This is a genomic window from Mesorhizobium prunaredense, assembly GCF_900156895.1.
In the GTDB taxonomy this organism is placed as follows: domain Bacteria; phylum Pseudomonadota; class Alphaproteobacteria; order Rhizobiales; family Rhizobiaceae; genus Mesorhizobium; species Mesorhizobium prunaredense.
The window spans coordinates 94,071-115,545 of sequence record NZ_FTPD01000001.1; the positions used below are offsets into that span (position 1 = coordinate 94,071).

Sequence of the window (21,475 nt, forward strand, 5' to 3'; positions counted from 1 at the left end):
TTCTCCCACAAGGGGAGAAGGTAAAGCGCTTTACCTTCTCCCCTTGTGGGAGAAGGTGGATTGGCGCGTAGCGCCAAGACGGATGAGGGTGTTGGCCGAAGCCACCCCTCACCCACTGCTATCCGTGCGCCACGAACCAGCCGTCGAGCCTTGCTTCCAGCGCCTCGACGATCGCCTCGTCGTCCAGTTCCTCGATCACCTCGGCGACGAACGCCTTGACCAGCAGCCCGCGCGCGGTCTTCTCGTCGATGCCGCGGGCCATCAGGTAGAACAGGTGGCTATGGTCGATCTCGGTGACGGTCGCGCCATGGCCGCAGACGACGTCGTCGGCGAAGATTTCGAGCTCAGGCTTGGTCGAGAACTCGCCGTCATCCGACAGAAGCAGCGTGTTGCAGGCCATCTTGGCGTTGGTCTTCTGCGCGTATTGGTGGACGTTGATGCGCCCCTGGAAGACCCCGCGCGCTCTTCCCGTCACCACGTTGCGGATCACCTCGGTCGACGCCGTGTGCGGCACGGCATGGTCGAGCACCATGGTCACGTCGGTATGGGTGTCGCCGGCAAGCAGGTTGATGCCGCGCAGCGTGAAATCGGCGCCTTCGCCGGTCGTTCTGACCACGACCTCCTGGCGCACCAGGTTGCCGCCGGCATTCATCACGAACAGGGTCAGCTTCGCATCCTTGCCGAGATGCGCCTTGAACTGGGCAAGATGCGTGGCCGTATCCGCCTGCTCCTGCACGATCAGCCACATCACGTCGGCGCCCTCTTCAAGCAGAAGCTGGCTGACCGAGCTGACGAGTGCGGCGCCCTCGCCCGCCTGGCGCTCGACGATAACGGCCTTGGCGCCGGCGCCGACGCGGACGCTGAAGCGCACATGCGTCTGGCCGCCGGCCTGCAGGTTCTGCAATTCGATCGGCTTGTCCAGTTCGGTGCCGTCGGCGATGTCGACAAAATAGCCGTCGGCCACGAAAGCGGTGTTCAGCGCGCCGATGGCATCGTCGGCGCCATAGGCATCGAGCCCCGGCGCGATGCTGCCGTCGGTCAGCTTTTCCGACAGGCGCTGCACGGCAATACCGTCGATATCAGGCAGTTTCGTGCTCGACACGCCGTTCAGCACCGGCAGAACAGCGGACCCTTCAACAACAGGCGCAATGGCTTTCGCGACGGCTGCGGGATCGAAGTCCGGCACCGAAGTCAGCAGGCGGCGCAGGTCGGTGTAGTGCCAGGATTCGATGCGTCGCGTCGGCAGGCCGCTCTTGATCGCCTCGATGGCGTCGTCGCGCTTCAGCATCACCGTGCCGTCGCCGGGCAGCAGCGACAACCGGTCGCTGAAGGCGTCGATCAGCGCTGTTTCGGCCGGCGTTCGCTGGGGTGTCGTGTGTATATTCATCAGTTTCGCCTTGTCTGGCTTGCCTTCTGGGCCTTCTGGCATGTCACGCGGCTTGGCCGATCACGCCGGCATAGCCATTGGCCTCGAGGTCGAGCGCCAGCGACTTGTCGCCCGATTTGACCACCTGGCCTCTGTACAGCACGTGCACACTATCCGGCACGATGTACTGAAGCAGGCGCTGGTAGTGGGTGATGATGACGATGGCGCGGTCTGGCGCGCGCAACGCATTGACGCCTTCCGAGACGATCTTCAGCGCATCGATGTCGAGGCCGGAATCAGTCTCGTCGAGCACGCACAGTTTTGGTTCCAGAAGCTTCATCTGCAGGATCTCGGCGCGCTTCTTCTCGCCGCCGGAAAAGCCGACATTGAGCGGCCGTTTCAGCATCGCCATGTCCATGTCGAGCAAGGCGGCGGCGTCCTTCACGCGCTTCAGGAATTCCGGGATCTTCAGCGGCTCCTCGCCGCGCGCCTTGCGCTGCTCGTTCATCGCCACTTTAAGGAATTCCATCGTCGCCACGCCTGGTATCTCCATCGGATACTGGAAGGCGAGAAAAATGCCTGACGTGGCGCGCTCGGCCGGATCCATCTCGAGGATCGACTGGCCATTGTAGAGGATATCGCCTTCGGTCACTTCATAGTCCTCGCGACCGGCGAGGATGTAGGACAGCGTCGATTTTCCCGAGCCGTTGGGGCCCATGATGGCGGCGACCTCGCCGGCTTTCACCGTCAGGTTCAGGCCGCGGATGATCTCGGTGCCGTCATCGACGATGCGAGCATGCAGGTTTCTGATTTCAAGCATTTTTTCTTTTCCTGAAAATTTTCTGTCCGGTCAGCCGACCGAGCCCTCGAGGCTAATCCCAATCAGCTTCTGCGCCTCGACCGCGAATTCCATCGGCAGCTGCTGGATGACGTCCTTGACGAAACCGTTGACGATCAGCGCGATCGCCTCTTCTTCCGGAATGCCGCGCTGCATGACGTAGAACTTCTGGTCCTCGGAGATTTTCGACGTCGTCGCCTCGTGCTCGAACTGTGCGGTTGCGTTCTTGGCTTCCATGTAGGGCACGGTGTGCGCGCCGCACTGGTCGCCGATCAGCAGCGAGTCACAGTTGGTGAAGTTGCGGGCGTTGGTCGCCTTGCGGTGCGCCGAGACCTGGCCGCGATAGGTGTTCTGCGAGTAGCCGGCGGCGATGCCCTTGGAGATGATGCGGCTCGACGTGTTCTTGCCGAGATGGATCATCTTGGTGCCGCTGTCGACCTGCTGGTAGCCGTTCGACACGGCGATCGAATAGAACTCGCCGCTGGAATCGTCGCCGCGCAGGATGCAGCTCGGATATTTCCAGGTAATCGCCGAGCCGGTCTCGACCTGCGTCCACGAAATCTTCGAACGGTGGCCGCGGCAGTCGCCGCGCTTGGTGACGAAATTGTAGATGCCGCCCTTGCCCTCGGCGTCGCCGGGGTACCAGTTCTGCACCGTCGAGTATTTGATCTCGGCATCGTCGAGCGCGATCAGTTCGACCACGGCGGCGTGAAGCTGGTTCTCGTCGCGCTGCGGCGCCGTGCAGCCTTCGAGATAGGAGACGTAAGCCCCTTCCTCGGCGATGATCAGCGTGCGCTCGAACTGGCCGGTGTTCTTCTCGTTCATGCGGAAATAGGTCGACAGTTCCATCGGGCAGCGCACGCCCTTGGGCACGAAGACGAAGGAGCCATCGGTGAACACCGCCGAATTCAGCGTGGCGTAGAAATTGTCGGAGGTCGGCACGACCGAGCCGAGATATTTCTTCACGAGTTCCGGGTGCTCGCGGATGGCTTCCGAGATCGAGCAGAAGATGACGCCGGCCTGCGCCAGCTCCTTCTTGAAGGTGGTGACGACGGAAACTGAATCGAACACGGCGTCGACGGCGACGCGGCCCGACTTATAGACATTGTCGCTGGCTTCCTCGAGTTCAGACGCATCGGTCTTCTGCACGCCGGCAAGGATTTCCTGTTCCTTCAGTGGGATACCGAGCTTTTCGTAGACCCTCAACAGCTCGGGATCGACGTCGCTCAGCGATGTCGGTCCCGGCGTGCTCTTGGGCGCCGCATAATAGTAGAGGTCCTGGAAATCGATCTTCGGATAATGGACGCGCGCCCACTTCGGCTCGTCCAGCGTCACCCAGCGCCGATAGGCTTCCAGACGCCATTCCAGCATCCAGGACGGCTCGTCCTTCTTCGCCGAAATGAAGCGGATAATGTCTTCGCTCAGGCCCTTTGGGGCCTTGTCCATCGCGATTTCGGTCTGGAATCCGTATTTGTATTGGTCGACGTCGATCTTTCGAACCCGATCGATCGTGTCCTGCACAGCAGGCATTAGCGTTCTCCATCCACGCCGGGGTCAAGGCCCGGCAGTTTTCAAACTATGGCACCGCGAAACGAGCGCCTTAAGGCGACTGACGCGGCGTAAGTTCCATATAGTGCGTCCCTGCCGGAAATTCACCCGGCCACCACGAAACGCACGGCTCTACCAGGCCAATAAGCCTGCGTTTGTTTGCCGCGCTCAGGCGGCTTCGTCCCTGCCTGCGCGGCGTGAGGCAATACCTGCCAGCGCAGTGCGGAACAGTTCGATGTCCTCGGCGCTCGTTGCATGGCCGATGGACACACGCAAAGCGCCAGGGCTGTCATTGTATCCCATGGCTTTCAGCACATGGCTCGGGCCGACCTTGCCCGACGAACAGGCGGAACCGGCCGACAGCGCCACGCCCGCCAGATCGAAGGCGATCTGCGCCGTCTCGGCCTTGATGCCCGCAATAGCGAAGAATGTCGTGTTGGCAAGCCTCGGCGCGCCGGTTCCGAAGATTTCCGCATCCGGCACCAGTGTTTTCACGATGGCCTCGATCTCGTCGCGACGGCTGCCGACCGCTTCGATGCGCTTCAATCCGATCAGGGCTTCGCGCGCCGCCGCGCCAAAACCGGCGATCGCGGCCAGGTTTTCGGTGCCGCCGCGATGACCCTTTTCCTGGCCACCGCCGGCGATCAAGGGCCTGGGCATCATCAGGTCCGAGGCGGCGATAATGGCACCAACGCCATTGGGACCGCCGATCTTGTGCGAAGACAGAATCAAGTAATCGGCATAACCCGCTGACATATCGAGCAGAATGCGACCGGCTGCCTGCACGGCGTCGACGACCAGGATGCCGCCCGCCGCCTTGACGATTTCGGCGATGCGCTCGACCGGCTGGATGACGCCGGTCTCGTTGTTGGCGGCATGGATCGCCACCAGCGGCAGGCCGTCTGCCTTGTCATGACGGCCAAGTGCCGCCGCCAGCGCGTCCAGCCTGACCAGGCCGTCGGCGTCGACGCCGATGCGTGTTACCTGGGCTGCCGGAAAACGCCCGCCATTCAGCACACAAGGATGATCGGCTTCGCAGACATAGAGCCGGCTCATGCGGACAGTGCTGCGCCCCATCTGCCAATCCGGCGTCAGCAGCGTCGAGGCGGCTTCCGTCGCACCGGAGCTGAACACGACATGCTCGGCGCTGGCGTTGACCAGCAGCGCCACATCGCGCCTTGCATTCTCGATCAGCCGCCGTGCGGCGCGGCCCTCGGCATGGACCGACGACGGGTTGGCGGCAGTATCGAGCGCGGCAATCATTGCCGTGCGCGCCGCGGCAAGCAGCGGCGCGCTGGCATTGTAGTCGAGATAGGCGCGTCTTCCGGCCATTTTCGTTTCGATCGGTCCCTTCAAGAGCCATTCCGCGAGGATAGCGCGTTATTTCCTTGAAATTGCAAGGCAAGCCGTCCTATTTACGCGACTTGCGGCGCGGATGGCCGAACCAAGACATTTTGGCCACCCAGTTTTGAACAATTCTAAACTAGCTTCTAAGAAGACGCTCGCCCTGCGTCAAGGCCTGGAAGAGACTGGGGCCTGGGGAAGACTGGGGCCAGAGGAAGAGTTGTTCCGGGCGCCGCGCATTGTATGACAATTGGAGTATTTTATGCCTGAGGTCATTTTCACCGGTCCGGCCGGCCGCCTGGAGGGTCGCTACCAGCCTTCCAAGGAAAAGAGCGCGCCGATCGCCATCATCCTGCACCCGCACCCCCAGTTCGGCGGCACGATGAACAACAAGATCGTCTACGACCTCTTCTACATGTTCCAGAAGCGGGATTTCACTACGCTTCGCTTCAATTTCCGCGGCATCGGCCGCAGCCAGGGCGAATTCGACCACGGCACCGGCGAATTGTCGGATGCGGCCGCGGCACTTGACTGGGTGCAGTCGCTGCATCCGGATTCCAAGAGCTGCTGGGTCGCCGGCTATTCGTTCGGCTCGTGGATCGGCATGCAGCTTCTGATGCGCCGGCCGGAGATCGAAGGCTTCATCTCGATCGCGCCGCAGCCCAACACCTATGATTTCTCGTTCCTGGCGCCCTGCCCTTCGTCCGGCCTCATCATCCATGGCGACGCCGACAAGGTTGCGCCGCCAAAGGACGTGCAGGGGCTGGTCGACAAGCTGCACACGCAAAAGGGCATCACCATCACCCAGAAGACCTTGCCCGGCGCCAACCATTTCTTCTCCAACGATGCGGACCTCCTGCTCCAGGAATGCGCGGACTATCTCGATCGCCGTCTGGCCGGCGAGTTGTCCGACCCGCGGCCGAAACGGTTGAGATAGGCCGAACAGCGAAGATATCTCCGGCATCCCGCGTCGGGCTCTGTCGCAGGATATGCATTCGATTCGATGCCGTGCGGCGCCGGGTCATGTGCGGCGAGACCGGATTCCCCTTTTGCTGACCGCGCTTGGATGCTAAACGCCCGCCTGCCACGCCCGATCCGCATCGGTTGGGCGCTTTCGGGAAAGAAAAAATGTCCGCCTTCAAATCCGATTTCCTGCGCGTAATGAGCGAGCGTGGTTTCATCCACCAGATTTCGGATGACGCCGGCCTCGACCAGCTTTTCGCCAGGGAAACGGTGACCGCCTATGTCGGTTACGACGCCACCGCGACCAGCCTGCATATCGGCAATCTGATTTCCGCGACCATGCTCTACTGGCTGCAGGAGACCGGCCACCGGCCGATCGCGCTGATGGGCGGCGGCACTTCGATGATCGGCGATCCTTCCTTCCGCGACGACCAGCGCAAGCTTTTGACGCCTGAGGCCATCGCCACCAACATCGAGGGCATCAAGCGCATCTTCGATCGCGTCCTGCGTTTCGGCGACGGTGCGGGCGACGCGATCATGGTCAACAATGCCGACTGGCTGATGAAGCTCAACTATGTCGAGTTCCTGCGCGATGTCGGCCGGCATTTTTCGGTCAACCGCATGCTGACATTCGACAGCGTCAAGCTGAGGCTCGAGCGCGAACAATCGCTCTCCTTCCTCGAATTCAATTACATGATCCTGCAGGGCTATGATTTCGTCGAGCTCAGCCGGCGCTATGGCTGCCGCCTGCAGATGGGCGGATCGGACCAGTGGGGCAATATCATCAACGGCGTCGATCTCGGACACCGCATGGGCACGCCGCAGCTTTATGCCCTGACCACACCGCTGCTGACGACTTCGTCAGGCGCCAAGATGGGCAAATCGGCCAAGGGCGCGGTCTGGCTGAACGGCGACCTCTACTCGCCCTATGATTTCTGGCAGTACTGGCGCAACACCGAGGACGCCGACGTCACGCGCTTCCTCAAGATTTTCACCCGCCTGCCGCTCGGCGAGATCGCGCGGCTCGCCGCGCTTGGCGGCTCCGAGATCAACGAGGCCAAGAAGGTCCTGGCCACTGAAACGACGGCCATCGTGCACGGCCGCGAGGCGGCCGATCAAGCCGAGGAAACCGCGCGCAAGACGTTTGAAGAAGGCGCGCTGGCCGAAACGCTGCCGACCGTGGAGGTCGGCAAAGCCGATCTGGAAAGCGGCGTCGGCATATTGTCGCTATTCGTTACCGCCGGGCTTGCCGCGTCCAACGGCGAGGCGCGGCGACACATCCGGGGCGGCGCCGTGCGGCTGAACGACCAGTCCGTGTCCGACGATCGCCGGTTGGTGACACTTGAGGATCTAGGTCCGGAACAGGTCGTAAAGCTGTCGCTCGGCAAGAAAAAACACGTTCTGGTGCGGCCGGTCTGACCAGCGCCTGATCGTGCAGCACGCTCTCGGCTGCCGCTCTCCAGCCGATTGCGACGTGGAACGCGTCATTGCGGTACAGCCGATGCGCCGGCCGGCTCGGACGCGCCATGTGTGGACGCTATTCGGACAGCGCGCGTATCGAACTCGCATCTTGACCGGATACCAAAAGTTGCGCGGAACAAGCCCGCGCAACTTTGTTGTTGTTCACACCGGCTGCGTCGGGATTGTGGGAGCAGCCTCCAATTCGTTAAACCGCCCGTGGACTTCGATATCATCAAGAAGTCCCATCCACAGCGACACACACAACCCAACCATCACGAGGAGGAACGGTGCGGCCGCGACAATGGATGCGGTCTGGAGTCCAGCCAAGCCACCCATCACCAGCAAGACACAAGCAGAGGCTCCGGCCAAAATGCCCCACAGAACCACGATCCCGGACCTTGGGTGAAGAGTTCCGCGCGAAGAGAGCATTCCCATGACAACGGAAGCCGCGTCAGCTCCCGAAACGAAGAATATTGCAACCAGGAACATCGCAAGTGTCGACGTCAGCGTGGTGGCCGGATATTGGGCAAGAAGCGCGAACAGTGATACAGGAGCGCCCTTTTCGTTAACTGCTTCGACAAGTCCGCCCAATCCCATCAGTTCCGAGTGAAGCGCAGTTCCGCCCATGACGGTGAACCAAAAGAAGGTAACAGCGCTGGGGATGAGCAACACGCCAACGATAAACTCACGTATTGTGCGGCCCCGAGAGATCCGAGCTATGAAAACGCCCACAAATGGAGCCCAGGATATCCACCAGGCCCAATAGAAGATGGTCCAGCTGCCAAGCCACTTTCCGTCGCTGAATGCTGCCGTGCGGAACGACATGGAAACCAGGTCGCTGAGGTAGTAGCCAAGCGATTCGATTAGCGTGTCGAATATGAACACGGTCGGTCCAATGATCGCCAGAAAGAGCAGGAGCAGCAGAGCAATGACCATGTTCAGGTTGCTCAGGAATTGCACGCCCTTGCCAACGCCGGAAACCGCCGACAGGATGAACAGAACGGTCAATGCCGCGATAATTGTCAGTGCAATTGTTGCGGACTCGCCGGTATTCCAGAGGAAGTTCATTCCGCTGTTGATCTGCTGAGCGCCAAGTCCCAACGAAGTGGCCGTTCCAAACAGTGTCGCGATGATTGCGAGGACGTCGATCGCCCGGCCGATCGGGCCGTGGATGCGGTTACCGAGCAGAGGCTGGAAGGCACTCGACATCAAAGTCGGCAGGTTGCGCCTGTAGCTGAAGTACGCAAGCGCCAATCCGACAACCGCGTAGATCGCCCACGGGTGCAGCGCCCAATGGAAATAGGCGTATTGCATTGCCACGACCGCGGCCTCCCTTGACTGCGGCTCCGCCATTCCGTGCGGTGGCGCGCCAAAATGGAAGACCGGTTCGGCCACTCCCCAAAACATCAGGCCGATGCCCATCCCGACGCTGAACATCATGCAGACCCATGACACGGTCGAAAATTCAGGCTTTTCGTCATCTCGCCCGAGCTTGATCTTGCCGAACCTGCCAACCGCCAGGAAAACAGCGAACATCAGGAAGAACGCCGTCGAAACGACAAACATCCAGCCGAATGTTTTGATGATCGTATTCAAAGTCGCTGTCGCCACTGTGGCGAGACTGTCAGGAGCGAGGCCGCCCCAAAGCACAAAGCCGCCAGCTATGATGACAGCCGGCCAAAATACGCCGGAGTCTACACTCCGGGTGCCTGTTACGGACATCCGCTCACTCCCATTTTTGTGTGAACATCGTGCGCGGCCGGCTTTTCAAGCATTTTCTGGCTGGAACGACAGAGCGGTTCGCGTGGTAAAACTGATTGAATGACGCTGCGTTAGCTGGCTCAATCGCGACTTCGTTGCGACCCAGTTCCGACACATTCGAAAAGTTGTCAAAGGTGGTGCCGATGCGCGGGCCGCGCAGCACGCCATTGGCCAGATTCAGAAAGCCGGCGCCCTTGATCAGCCACATCCCAAATTGCTGGATTTGGCAGCCCAGGAAGTGATAGGCTTGGTTTTTGGTCCAAGCGATGGAACAGAGACTAGCCGCAATTCTGGCTGCCGATATGGCGGGCTACAGTCGGCTAATGGAGGCCGACGAATCCGGCACGCTCGCACGCCTTCGGACCCATCGCATAGAACTGGTCGACCCCGCCATCGCGAAGAACAAGGGCCGGATCATCAAGACCACCGGAGACGGCATGCTCGTTGAGTTCCAGAGCGTGACCGATGCCGTGAAATGCGCCGTGGAAATCCAACAGCGCATGAAACGGCGCAATTCGGATGTGCCGCAAGAACGGCGTATCGAATTCAGGATCGGCATAAATCTCGGCGACATCATTTTCGACGATGAGGACATTTTCGGCGACGGCGTCAATATTGCCTCGCGCATCGAGCAACTCGCCGACGTCGGCGGTATCTGCGTGACCGCAGCGGTGGCGACCCAAATTGCCGACCGTCTCGAGATTGCCATGGAGGACCTGGGCGAGAAGACGTTAAAGAACATCAGCCGCCCGGTTCGACTCTATCGCATTGGGTTTGACAGTCCTGTCATGCCAGAAGTCGAGGCAAAGCGATCCATCTCGAAACCTTCGATAGTGGTGCTGCCATTCAACAACATGAGCGGCGACCCCGAGCAGGAATTTTTCGCGGACGGACTGACCGAGGACATCATCACCGAACTGTCCCGCCACCATGAGCTGTTCGTCATCTCGCGCAATTCCAGCTTCGTCTACAAGAACCGCGCCGTGAATGTGCGCGAGGTGGCCGAGAAACTCGACGTTCAATATCTGGTGGAGGGAAGCGTCCGCAAGATCGGCGACAGGGTGCGCGTGACGGTTCAGCTCATCGACACGGCGAATGACGCTCATATTTGGGCAGACAAATATGACCGGAAGCTGGACGACATATTCGCAATTCAGGATGAGGTGACCGCGGCGATCGCAGCCACGCTGCCCGGTCGTGTCGAGGCGGCTCAGCGGGACCAGCTCGCGCGGGCGAAACCTGCAAACATGGCCGCGTATGAATGTGTGCTTGCTGCCAAGGTGCTGCATCACCGAGGCACGATTGAGGATAATGAACGCGCACAAACCTTGATAGACAGGGCCGTCGCGCTCGACTCCGATTATGCCCATGCCCATGCCTGGAGGGCCTGCATTCTTGGCCAGGCCTGGGTCCATAACTGGTGCGAAGACAGGGATGCCGTCTGGAACGACATCATGGCAGCGCTGGACAGGGCGCTGGCGCTGGACGACAACGATGCCGATGTCCACCGCATCCTCGCCGCAGTGAACGTGAACAACAATGAGCTGACCACAGCGCGCTACCATCAAGAGCGCGCCCTCGCCCTCAATCCCAATTACGACCTCGTGGTGGTGCAGCAAGGCGAGTTGTTGACGTGGCTGGGGAGGCCGGAAGAGGGAATTGAATGGATCCGCAAGGCAATGCAGTTGAACCCGCACCACCCGGAGAGGTTCTGGAGCCATCTGGGAAAGGCGCATTTCGCCGCGCGCCAGTATGGCGAGGCGATCGAAGCTTTCATGCATCTGTCAACAATGGACTCGGTTCAGCACGCTTTCACCGCTGCCTGCTACGGCTGGCTCGGCGACGAAATCGCGGCCGCGGCGCATCTACGCAAGATCAAAACGCTCGATCCCCAGTTTGGCCTCGATTCATTTATCGCCACCCTGCACTATGCCCAGAAGTCTGATGTGCAGCACGTCCGCGAAGGACTGCTGAAAGCCGGTATTGCCCAGCTGTAGCCAGCCGGTAACTACGAACCGGATCCAATCGGGGACAGGCAAAAAAGACCGCCCCCCACCCCGATGCGGACCTTGTGGCATGACCGAACGACGGGCGGCTTAGGGTCATGGAGCGCCGCTTTGAGATAACGGCGCTCCGCATTCCCCTACAATTCGACTTGTTCGGAAATTGCCAATGCATCGTCTACTTCGATGCCGAGGAAGCGGACCGTGCTTTCAAGCTTGGTGTGCCAAGCAGCAGTTGCACGGCGCGGATGTTGCCGGCCTTCGTAAATCTGCGCAGCTTTCGTGCGCCTCATCGAATGAGTGCCATAGCGCTTCGGATCGAGCCCGATGCTCGAAACCCATTTGTCGACAATCCTCCCGCACTGCCTCGTCGACATGTGTGGTTTCGCCCGTATGCGGCTGGGGAACAGATAGCCTCTTTCGCTAAGTCCGCGACGGGCTATCCAAGCGTTGACAGCGGCCCGGGTCTGCTCGGTGATCTCGAACTGCACCGGGCGCCCCGTCTTCCTCTGGACGATCACCGCCCGATCGCGGACAGCGCCGGAGAGCGCGACGTCGCCGACCGTCACGGTGACCAGGTCGCAACCTCGAAGCTTGCTGTCGATGGCGAGATTGAAGAGTGCCAAATCTCGTTCTGCGCCTGACACCTGCAGTCGTGTTCGAATGCTCCAGACTTCGCGCGGCTTGAGAGGTGGCTTCTGACCAACGAGGTGGCCTCTATTCCAGCTGGACATGGTTCTTCTCCCATGCCGCCCTCCGCAGCCACAGCGCTCGACGCGAGCTGGCATATCCTAGAACGGACTGAGAGCGCGCCCAGGTTTCGCTGGAAGGATTATAGGATTGTCAGTTGATCGACACAGGCAGCAGCTTGGTCAATGGGCGCGGTCGCGCCATAAGCAGACGAAGAATGGAGCGCGGCACCCCTGCAATGGGCGCCGGCCTTACCACACTCGAACTCCGAAAATCTCCGAAACGTGTTGCGGCCGAGCGCTACAAGAGCCATAATCAGTCCCCGAACGACATTACGCAGACGGCTTTGTTTGCCGCGTGGCGAGTGGTTGTTCGCGGGCCCGGGGAAGGGCAAATCACAGAGGAATTCGCCATGGACAAGGTCTCTCGGCGAAACTCAGTTCGCCTCGTGCTGGCGGTCGCAGCCGCCCTGTTTGCAACCTCGCTGCCGTCTTTTGCCACGGAGGAAGCAGTTTCCCTGGCGATCAAGGGTTATGACCCGGTCGCCTATTTCACCCTTGGTAGTCCCACGCGAGGGCTGCCGGAGATCCCGTACGAATGGGACGAGCAGCGCTATCTCTTCGCGAACACTGAGCATCGCGAACTTTTCAAGGCCGATCCTGTACGCTACGCGCCGCAGTTCGGCAATTATTGTGCAATGGCGCTGGCCCTGGGCGAGGTCGACGAGGCCAACCCGGAGAACTGGCTGATCAGCGACGGCAAGCTTTACATTTTCGGCAAGCCGGCGCCGATGGGGCCCGCCCTCTTCCAGCAGGACCTTGCCGCGAACATTGTGAAGGCCAACCAGAACCGCGCGCTGCTTCAAGTACAGTAGCGGTTCATTCACTCGGCCGGCGGCAGGTCGCCAGTGACAGGGTAGAGGCGGGCCTTGCGGAATCCGTCGCGCAGATGTTCGAGATCGCTAGAGTTTAGAAACTTGTTTCCGAACTCCTTCGGGTCGAAGGTTGGGTCGATACGGCGTATCATCGTCACGACACGCGCCGCGTCATCCGCTCGGTTGTCTTGTGCATAGGCGGCCGCCAGTAGGATACGGCTGAAGTTCGCTCCTGCAGTTGTTCGAAGATTGAGTTCCGCCTGTTCGATCGCCGCGTCGTAACGCCGTTCCAGATAGTAGGCCAGGCTCAGCGCAAAGCGATCGATCGCATTGAGATCGGGGTCGATGCGCTGCGCCTGCTCCAAGGCTTCGATCGCCTCATCCGTGTGTCCCAGCCACAACAGGATGGTGCCGCGCCCGGCGAGGCCGTGGGCATCGTTCGGATTGATCGCAATGGCGCGCTCGATCTCCGCCTCTGCCTGGTTGTATCTCTGATGAAAGAGGTGGATGTGGCCGAGAGTGATACGCGCGCGCACGTCGGAATCATCAAGTCTCAGCGCCTTGGTTGCCAGTTCCTCGGCACGGCTCAGGAACGCGGTTGGCGATTCCGCCCAGCCCATCGAGCTCGCTAAATGATAGGTTTCGGCAAGTGCCGCATAGGCAGCAGCGTAGTTCGGGTCAAGCTCGATGGCGCGTTTGAGCAGGGCGCGCGCCTCTACATTGTTTGCATGCGTCGGGCGCTGCAATGCCGGCCTGGCGCGCAGCACGTAATCATAGGCTGCGAGATTTTCGGTTGGCTTTGTGAACACGCGATTTTGTTCGATCTGCGTCACGCGAATCGCCAGGACTCTGACAATGTGCGTGACAATGTTGTCCTGCAGCGCAAACACGTCCGCCAGCGCCTCCTCGAAGCGTCCAGACCAAAGCACTCGTCCCTGTCTCGTGTCGACGAGTTGCGTGATGACCAGCACCCGATCGCCGGTCTGGCGGACGCTGCCTTCGACCAGATAGCTGACGGCGAGTCCGCGGCCGATCTCCTCCGGGCTTGCTGGCTTTACTTTGTAGGGGAGGACAGCGTTCCACGACATCACGGTCAGCGCGGAGAACCGACCCAGTGCGTTGATGATATCCTGCGTCAATCCATCCGCGAAATACTCACGAGCCGAATCGTCGCTTTGGTTCAGGAACGGGAGAATGGCGATCGCGGGTTTCGTGCCGACTTCAGCACTTTCTATGGGTTGATCGCCAGAGCGCAGAATGGTGAGAAATGTCCACTCAGAGCCAAGACCGGTCCACAGCGCGCCTACAGCAAGCAAAATCATCAGTGCCAGAGCAGCGTACAATCCCCGGCGCCAGCCGGCGGGCGCCGGAGCGGCCGTGGCGTCGAGCCGCACGCGAAAGGTGCGCACCGGCCGAGCGATGTTCTTGAGCTTCTGTTCGCCGATATCCTCAAAGGTAATGTCGAGCTTGCCTTGCACGTCTTCCTGCACGCGGCCCGAGACGCAGATGCCGCCAGGCTCCGCGAGCCCCTCCAAGCGAGCCGCCACGTTGACGCCCTCGCCATACCGGTCCTCGCCCTCGACGATCACCTCGCCGAGATTGATCCCGATCCTGACCCGGATCCGCTGGTCCTCGGGAACGGCGACATTCCGTTCCGCCAGCCCGCGCTGCAGCGAGACGGCGCATTCCACGGCGTCCACCACGCTGCCAAATTCGGCGAGCATCCCGTCGCCCATAAGCTTGAAAATCTGGCCGTGATGGCGGGCAATCTCCGGCTCAAACAGTTCCTTGCGTCCGGCACGAAGGCGCTCGAATGTGCCAGCCTCGTCGCGTTCCATTAGCGCGGAATAGCCCACGACATCAGCAGCGAGGATGGCAGAAAGCTTGCGGTCCATTGGTTCGGCCTAACCCACCGGATTATAGGACTGGTCGCACCTAAATGAAACGACCGACCTCAACAGCGCGCCGCGCGGCGTCGTGTTCGGCACTCTTGATCGGACCCGTGCTCACCTCGAACTGACTTAGAATGCTATCCGCGATCTCAGTCTGGACAGCAAACACATCCTGCACCGGCCGATCCCAGCGCTCCGACCACACGTGGGAGCCGGTCTGCGCATCGATGAGCTGAGCGGTGGCGCGGATGCGCTCGCCCTGACGCCCAGCGCGGCATCGATCGGAGGAGTAGCCGGCGCGCCCGTATGCCGTCGAGCCTCAAGCGATACATGCGCACCGGTCGGCTGATGTTCTTGACCTGCTGCTCGCCGACGAAATCGAGGGGCCAATCGAGCTTGCCCTGCAGATGGTCATAAGCCGTGCTCGACACCATTACCCCACCCGGCTCGGCGAGTTGCTCCAGGCGGGCAGCGACATTGACGCCATCGCCATAGACATCGCCATCCACCAGCGCCACATCGCCCAGATTGACCCCAATGCGGAATACGATGCGCTCGGGTTCAGCCAGTCCGGCGTTGTGCGCGGCCACGGCCTTTTGGATCTCGGCTGCGCAAACCACCGCATCGACCACGCTGTCGAAGACGACGAGCGCACCGTCGCCCATCAGCTTGACGATGCGGCCATGGTGCCGGGCGATGGCGGGATCGGTCAGCTCGGCGCGGACGGCCCTAAGCGCGATGGTACCGGCCTCGTCGGCCTCCATCGCCTTGGAATAGCCGACCACATCGGTCGCCAGGATCGCTAGTAGCTTCCGAACGAGCGGCGGGACAGTCATGATCGCGCCCCTGCACATAATGTGCCGCTGAAATCATACACCCAGCGAAACGTGGTGGCGAGCGCGCCATGGCTGCCTGGACAGCGGATCCAGCCTCGCTCCCAGGTTGGCAACCGAGGCAGGCTGATCGCCGCCCGGATCGGCTTCATCTGAGCGAAATTGCCTAACCGGCGGCAGTCGGGCCGACGAGCATCTGTGTTCCCGTTGCATTCGCCAATGACAAATGCGTTCCTTAGGCGGCTGGAGTGTAGGACTGCTCGTCACACCGATTGGCGACATTCGTGTGGGTCCTGGCCAAGGAACCGATCGGGGTCATGGGCGTGAATTCAGCCGGGGCGATCCACTTAGGGTCAAGACTCGGTCGCTCACCGGTACTCGAAGATCGACCTGAAAATTCCGGGCGCGATCACCGACAGCGGATTGACGTCCAGCTTCGGCTTGTTGGCATCGCCCCTGAGCCGGTAGGTCACGCCGATCAGCCCGCGATCGCGGCCATTGCCGAGCAGCGCGCCGAACAGCGGCAGTTCGCCAAAAATGCGGTTGAGGCCGTAGACCGGCATGAAGGTGCCGGTCATGTCCATGTTGTTGTTCTTGTCATAGAGCGTGCCCTGGAAGGTGGTGCCGATGCGCGGGCCGCGCAGCACGCCGTTAGCCAGCTTCAGATAGCCGGCGCCCTTTTCGATCTCGGAAAAGCCGCGCTCGAACTTCACTCTCGACGTGTCGATATTGGCTTTGACGGCTTCGTTGAGGCTGCGGCTGTCGCCGGCCGGCGTCGTCGATACGAGCGAGGCGAGTTTCGGCTCGTTGACCACGAAGAAATCATGCGAGTCGACCTGGCCCTTCATCGGCCCATCGCTTGCCCCGGCGAGCGCCAGGGTGATCGAACCGCCCTCCATATGCTCGTAGATGTTGAGGAACCGCAGGATTGCGCCGGCGTCGGCCGACCGCACGTTGAGGGCGCGCCTGCCGGCGCCGGTCGTATTGCTGATGCTGATGGCAGCACCCGAACTTGCCGTGGCGCTCACCTTGAGCCCATTCACCCTCGAGCCGGCGGCGCTGTAGTCGAGCTTCAGGTTCGACAATGTCTCGTTGTGGAAGCCGGTCAGCGAATTGACGTCGGCGCTGACCGAAATCGCGTCGGAACCCGTGGCCTTGGTGGCGGTGTCGACATCGGACGTGAATTGCTTGATCAGCGAGCGCGCGTCCAGCGCGCTGCCGCTGATGTCGATCGCGTAGCCCTTGCCCGATCGTTTCACCGAAACGGCAACGTCGTCTCCCCGGTTCAACTTGACGTTGCTGAACCGCGCCGAGGACAGGGCGCCGTTGACCAGCACCACGTCGCCATCGATCGAAAAAGTCTTTCCGTTCAGGTCGAAGTCGGACAGTGTCGTGGTGTCGCCGGATTTGGCCATGGCAAATGTGACATTGGCTGGAATGCCGGGGCCCTTGCTCCAGCCTGCCCAGGGAATGTCCAGCCTGGCATTGGTCAGGTCCGCCGAAACAGTCTGGTTGCCCGTGCCGCTCTTGTCGATCTCAACCTTGACGGTTCCGGAAAGCAGCGCCGACAGGCCAGGCATGGCGGCTGCACGCATCTTGTCGTCGAGCATCAGCGCCACTTTCCGGCTGCGTGGCGGTCCGCCATCCCTGAGCGGTTCGACCAGGTCGAGTTCGGCTGGAATGCCGTTGAGCAGCGCCTTGGCGGAGATCACGGCCTTCTCAGGCTCCACACTGATCGAACCGTCGGCGTCGGTCACCGTCTGGCCTTCGAACGGCTTGCCCAGCGACAGGTCCTTGTAATCGAGCGTCACCAGCCAATCGAGTTTCGACCTGTCGACGCCGGACTGTAGCGGAATGTCCGCCTTGACGTGGCCGGTCACCGTGCCCGACAGATCTTCCGGCAGCAGGCCGACATGGCGCATGGCATTGATCGGATCATAGGAGGCGAGTTCGGCGATTGCGGACGCTTCCCCGGCGACGTCGATATCGAGCGCGCCGATCACCGGCGGGCGGTTCGCCGCCTTGATCGTCATCGTGCCGTTGCTTGCCGCCACCGTGCGGCCGCTGCCCATATAGACGTTGCCCGAGGACAAGGCGATGTCGACGTCATTGCCGTGGAATTCGGCGACGCCCACGGCATCGCGTATCGGCGGGATGTGGCCGGCCGTATCGAAACGCGATCCCTCGATCTGGAAACGGCCGAACATCTCATCTGATGAAAGCGGGATCCCGTTGCCGAGACGCCCGGGCACGACCTGGAATTGCAGGCTCCCATCGACGACGCGGCCGCCGAACAGGTTCTTCAGCACCCAAAGGCGAGCCTTTCGCGCCGAAAACCAGGGCCACAACTGCTTGACATGCGAGACCGGCATGTCGTGGACGTTGAAGGCAACAGATATGCCCGGCACCTTTCCCTCGACGAACTCAACCGAAGCCGTGCCCAATGCCTCGCTGGCGGACCCCGACCTGATCCCGATCTGCTCGGCCACCAGCCTGTGGCTGCGGGTCTGGTAGACGCCGGCCACCCGGGCGATGAAATCGAGCGCAGGTTCGGACGATTCCGAAGGCGCCAGCGTCGAGCCGTCACTGGTCAGGTCGTAGCGATAGGACGGCTCCTCGCCCGCTGTTCCAGTCGCCGGCTTCGGCCCGATCGAACCGGCGAACTCGAATGTCGAGCGACCGGTCCTCACTTGCAGCCGGTCCACCTGGACCTTGTTGGCGCCGGTGACAAGCGTCGCAGCGAGATCGACGTCGGCTGGAAGCGAGCCACGCGTGCCAAGATCGAGCACGGAACCGGTGAACGACAACGAGGCCGTCAGCCGCGACGCGTTCTCGCCGGTTCCTTCCGATCCCGCCAGCTTCAAGGCAATCGCGCCAAGCGTCCCGCCTGGCGCTGCCGCAGCCTCGCTGACCTGCGCTATCTCGACGCTGGCATCCAACGCCGTCACACGCCGCGTCGTCGTATCGCGGCTGGCTGAGGCGGCGATGGTGAGTGCCCTGCCGTCGACAGCCGCGTCGGATGAAAACTCCATGCCGCCCGGCCCCGACTGCGCAACGGTAGCATCCGCGATCCTGACCAGTTTGACCAACCCGGCCTCGGGCGGAATGAGGTCGACATTGCCCAGCTCGATCTGGCGCATCGAATCCTCGCGCACCGCATCGAGCGCGTGACCGATGCTGGCAAAGACCGTGGCGGCCAGCCTATCCGGATCGATGAGGCCGTCGTCATTGCGCAGCGCCGCCGTCCAGTCGCCACCCGACGGCAGCGCCGCCATCACGATGCGCGCGTCGGAAATCCTGGCGCTGGTAAGCCGCACCTCGCCCGAAAGCAGCGGTATCAGCCTTACGCCGAAGCGGACACGCCCGGCATCGGCCATCGGTTTGCCGTCGGCGGTCTTGAGGCTGACGTCGCTGACCTGCAGCGCAATGAAGCTCGATCCGTCGAGCGTGAGACGGGCCGGCCCGACTGCAACGTCGACGTCGACGCCGGCCAATTTCTCGATGGCCGTTTCCGCTTCGGCCCGCAGCCGCTCGGCGCCGAAGCCGGACATGCCGATCGCATACACAGCGGCGGTGGCCAGCAGCACAAGGGCCAAAAAGCCGGCGAACAGCCGCGCAAGAATACCAACGCCACGGCCCCGGCCGAGCGGCGGTATGCGGCACGCGGACGGGAAGGCCTCCAGGTCGGTGATTTCATCACGCCTGAATCTGATCTTCTCGTGCTGCGGCTGCTCCTGATCCACACAATTTTCCGTTGAACGAACTCGACCGTGGACGAACCCCGGTGCGACAATATATCGATGAGGCTTCGCGCGTAACCACAAACAAGGGCATCGATATGGCTGATCTCGACGTCGGCGACCTTGCGCCGCAGTTCGACCTTCCCCGCGACGGCGGCGGGTCACTCAGCCTCGCGTCATTGCTGGGAAAGCCGGTCGTGCTTTACTTCTATCCGCAAGACGACACCACCGGCTGCACCACTGAGGCGATCGGCTTTTCGCAGTTGAGGCCGGAATTCGAAAAGCTCGGCGCGATGGTGATCGGCCTGTCGCCGGACAGCGTCCGAAAACACGACAAATTCAAATCGAAACACGATCTGACCGTCGACCTCGTCGCCGACGAGGAGCGCAAGGTGATCGAAGCCTATCATCTGTGGGTCGAGAAGCAGCTCTATGGCCGCCGCTATATGGGTGTCGAGCGCGCAACGTTCCTGATCGGCAGCGACGGACGGATCGCCCGGATCTGGCGAAACGTTCGCGTCAAAGGCCATGCCGAGGCGGTGCTGGAGGCGGTGCGCGCGCTATGACGCCAAGTTCGGCCTGAACCTGTCTGAAGCACGGGCGCCGAAGCAATCGGACTGCAACCCATGGGCTGCAAGCTGGGCGCCAGCAACCGACCGTTAACCTTAATGATGTGTAATGAGGCTTGTCGTAACGAAAGCTTGGTCCTGTGAACGTAGCCAGTCAGTCAACGGTCTTCGGCAGGCGCAAGGAGCCCCATACGGTCATTATCGCCCGGGGCAACGAGATCAGGCATTTCACCATACGGCCATGGGTTGCCGCATTTTGCGGCTCAGCGCTGGCGGCGATGGCGATAGGCTATCTGCTGGCGACGTCCTATCTCGTGCTGCGCGACGACCTGATCGGTGCGACCACGGCACGGCAGGCGCGCATGCAGCAGGCCTATGAGGACCGCATCTCCGCACTGCGCGCTCAGGTCGACCGGATCACCAGCCGTCAACTGCTCGACCAGCAGCTCATGGAAACCAAAGTTGGCGAGTTGCTGGAACGACAGACCCAGCTCAGCCTGCGCCATGGCCGCCTCGGCCCCCTCCTCGAACGCGCCGAGGGCGACGTCGGAACGCCGCCTGCCGCAGGCACTGCTGCGTCCGCAAAGCCGGATAAACGCGCCGAGGTGACCGACGCCCCGCTACAGGCCTATGCGGTTGCCAGCCTCGGCGCCAACCTTGGCGCTGGCGATGCCAGGCCGTTCTCGCTGTGGTCGACCCGTTCCGATCCGCTGCCGAGCGACACGGCGGCCGATCGTGCCGACAGGCTGTTCGTGTCGATCAGCGCCGCGCTCAAGGCCATAGAGAGCCAGCAGCTCACCCGCATCGCCACGCTTGCCGACAACGCCTACAGAAACGCCGATGCGATTTCTCAGGCGCTCGAGGCGGCTGGCCTGCCGGTCGACGGCGATTTCGGCAAGAGCGATGCCGGCGGTCCGCTGATACCACTCGACAGTTCGATGGCGTTCGACAGCAAGGTAAGGGAACTCGACGAAACGCTGGACGCGCTCGACCGGCTGAAGACGGAGGCGCGACGGCTGCCGCTCGCCAACCCCGCCCCCGGTCGCTCTGTCACCAGCCCGTTCGGCGTGCGCACCGATCCGCTCCTCGGCACCGCCGCGCTGCATTCGGGGATGGATTTCAGGGCGCCGACCGGAATGCCGGCCAAGGTCACGGCGCCCGGCGTCGTCGTCAAGGCCGGCTGGAACGGCGGCTACGGCCGCATGGTCGAGGTCGACCATGGCAATGGCTTTGCGACGCGCTATGGGCATCTCAGCAAAATCGACGTGACCGTCGGCAAGAGGCTCAATGCCGGCGACGTCATCGGCAAGACCGGCAGCAGCGGTCGCTCGACCGGCCCGCATCTGCATTACGAGATCCGCCACAATGGCCAGGCCATCGACCCGCTGCGCTTCCTGAGGGTCGGCAAGAAGGTCGCGCGGTATCTTTAGTCCCCGGCAGGGGTGCCTCTGACGGGTCGGAGGCCTGTCGGCCGCGGAGGGTCCCGTCCGGAATGCCGGCCAAGGTCACGGCGCCCTGAAATCCATCCCCGAATGCAGCGCGGCGGTGCCGAGGAGCGGATCGGTGCGCACGCCGAACGGGCTGGTGACAGAG

The 21,475-nt window shown here is 61.9% G+C and carries 14 protein-coding genes and 2 pseudogenes; 6 read left to right on the forward strand and 10 right to left on the reverse strand.

Annotated elements, in window-relative coordinates; genetic code table 11:
* Window positions 1-118: 118 nt before the first annotated feature.
* The 4 genes from sufD to BQ8794_RS00545 all read right to left on the reverse strand — a co-directional run bounded on the left by sufD (window position 119) and on the right by BQ8794_RS00545 (window position 5,084).
* Window positions 119-1,387, reverse strand: a complete 1,269-nt coding sequence (gene sufD / locus BQ8794_RS00530; protein WP_077372425.1) for a Fe-S cluster assembly protein SufD — start codon at window positions 1,385-1,387, stop codon at window positions 119-121.
* A gap of 43 nt (window positions 1,388-1,430) precedes the next feature.
* Window positions 1,431-2,186, reverse strand: a complete 756-nt coding sequence (gene sufC / locus BQ8794_RS00535) for a Fe-S cluster assembly ATPase SufC (protein WP_023798289.1) — start codon at window positions 2,184-2,186, stop codon at window positions 1,431-1,433.
* A gap of 30 nt (window positions 2,187-2,216) precedes the next feature.
* Entirely contained in the window at window positions 2,217-3,734 is a 1,518-nt protein-coding gene (sufB, locus tag BQ8794_RS00540; RefSeq protein WP_077371599.1) for a Fe-S cluster assembly protein SufB, read from the reverse strand.
* A 186-nt stretch (window positions 3,735-3,920) separates the two neighbouring features.
* Window positions 3,921-5,084 (reverse strand): cysteine desulfurase family protein, encoded by a 1,164-nt coding sequence (locus BQ8794_RS00545; protein ID WP_077372428.1) that lies wholly within the window; start codon window positions 5,082-5,084, stop codon window positions 3,921-3,923.
* Window positions 5,085-5,358: 274 nt separating this feature from the next.
* On the opposite strand from BQ8794_RS00545, the gene BQ8794_RS00550 reads away from it, so the two are divergent.
* Both BQ8794_RS00550 and tyrS read left to right on the forward strand, forming a co-directional pair.
* Complete coding sequence (locus BQ8794_RS00550) at window positions 5,359-6,033, forward strand: alpha/beta hydrolase (RefSeq protein WP_027154148.1); 675 nt, start codon at window positions 5,359-5,361, stop codon at window positions 6,031-6,033.
* Window positions 6,034-6,224: 191 nt separating this feature from the next.
* Complete coding sequence (gene tyrS, locus BQ8794_RS00555) at window positions 6,225-7,478, forward strand: tyrosine--tRNA ligase (RefSeq protein WP_077371602.1); 1,254 nt, start codon at window positions 6,225-6,227, stop codon at window positions 7,476-7,478.
* 204 nt (window positions 7,479-7,682) lie between these two features.
* Here tyrS and BQ8794_RS00560 read toward each other — a convergent pair whose 3' ends face one another.
* Entirely contained in the window at window positions 7,683-9,242 is a 1,560-nt protein-coding gene (locus tag BQ8794_RS00560; protein ID WP_077371605.1) for a BCCT family transporter, read from the reverse strand.
* A gap of 4 nt (window positions 9,243-9,246) precedes the next feature.
* Window positions 9,247-9,489, reverse strand: coding sequence for a hypothetical protein (locus tag BQ8794_RS00565; RefSeq protein WP_077371608.1), 243 nt, complete (start codon window positions 9,487-9,489; stop codon window positions 9,247-9,249).
* Window positions 9,490-9,547: 58 nt separating this feature from the next.
* Here BQ8794_RS00565 and BQ8794_RS00570 point away from each other — a divergent pair, with 58 nt between their 5' ends.
* Window positions 9,548-11,278, forward strand: coding sequence for an adenylate/guanylate cyclase domain-containing protein (locus BQ8794_RS00570; RefSeq protein WP_077371610.1), 1,731 nt, complete (start codon window positions 9,548-9,550; stop codon window positions 11,276-11,278).
* 146 nt (window positions 11,279-11,424) lie between these two features.
* On the opposite strand, the pseudogene BQ8794_RS00575 reads toward BQ8794_RS00570, so the two are convergent.
* Window positions 11,425-12,018: pseudogene (locus BQ8794_RS00575) on the reverse strand (tyrosine-type recombinase/integrase).
* Between the two features lie 173 nt (window positions 12,019-12,191).
* Here BQ8794_RS00575 and BQ8794_RS00580 point away from each other — a divergent pair.
* Window positions 12,192-12,848 (forward strand): YHS domain-containing (seleno)protein, encoded by a 657-nt coding sequence (locus tag BQ8794_RS00580; protein ID WP_244554814.1) that lies wholly within the window; start codon window positions 12,192-12,194, stop codon window positions 12,846-12,848.
* A gap of 8 nt (window positions 12,849-12,856) precedes the next feature.
* Here BQ8794_RS00580 and BQ8794_RS00585 read toward each other — a convergent pair whose 3' ends face one another.
* The 3 genes and pseudogenes from BQ8794_RS00585 to BQ8794_RS00595 all read right to left on the reverse strand — a co-directional run bounded on the left by BQ8794_RS00585 (window position 12,857) and on the right by BQ8794_RS00595 (window position 19,316).
* Window positions 12,857-14,743, reverse strand: a complete 1,887-nt coding sequence (locus BQ8794_RS00585) for a tetratricopeptide repeat protein (RefSeq protein ID WP_077371618.1) — start codon at window positions 14,741-14,743, stop codon at window positions 12,857-12,859.
* Window positions 14,744-14,810: 67 nt separating this feature from the next.
* Window positions 14,811-15,576: pseudogene (locus tag BQ8794_RS00590) on the reverse strand (adenylate/guanylate cyclase domain-containing protein); the annotation flags it as partial.
* A gap of 365 nt (window positions 15,577-15,941) precedes the next feature.
* Window positions 15,942-19,316, reverse strand: a complete 3,375-nt coding sequence (locus BQ8794_RS00595) for a YhdP family protein (protein WP_077371621.1) — start codon at window positions 19,314-19,316, stop codon at window positions 15,942-15,944.
* A gap of 95 nt (window positions 19,317-19,411) precedes the next feature.
* On the opposite strand from BQ8794_RS00595, the gene BQ8794_RS00600 reads away from it, so the two are divergent.
* Window positions 19,412-19,879, forward strand: coding sequence for a peroxiredoxin (locus BQ8794_RS00600; protein WP_077372431.1), 468 nt, complete (start codon window positions 19,412-19,414; stop codon window positions 19,877-19,879).
* 143 nt (window positions 19,880-20,022) lie between these two features.
* Window positions 20,023-21,312 (forward strand): M23 family metallopeptidase, encoded by a 1,290-nt coding sequence (locus tag BQ8794_RS00605; RefSeq protein ID WP_077371624.1) that lies wholly within the window; start codon window positions 20,023-20,025, stop codon window positions 21,310-21,312.
* Window positions 21,313-21,475: the final 163 nt, after the last annotated feature.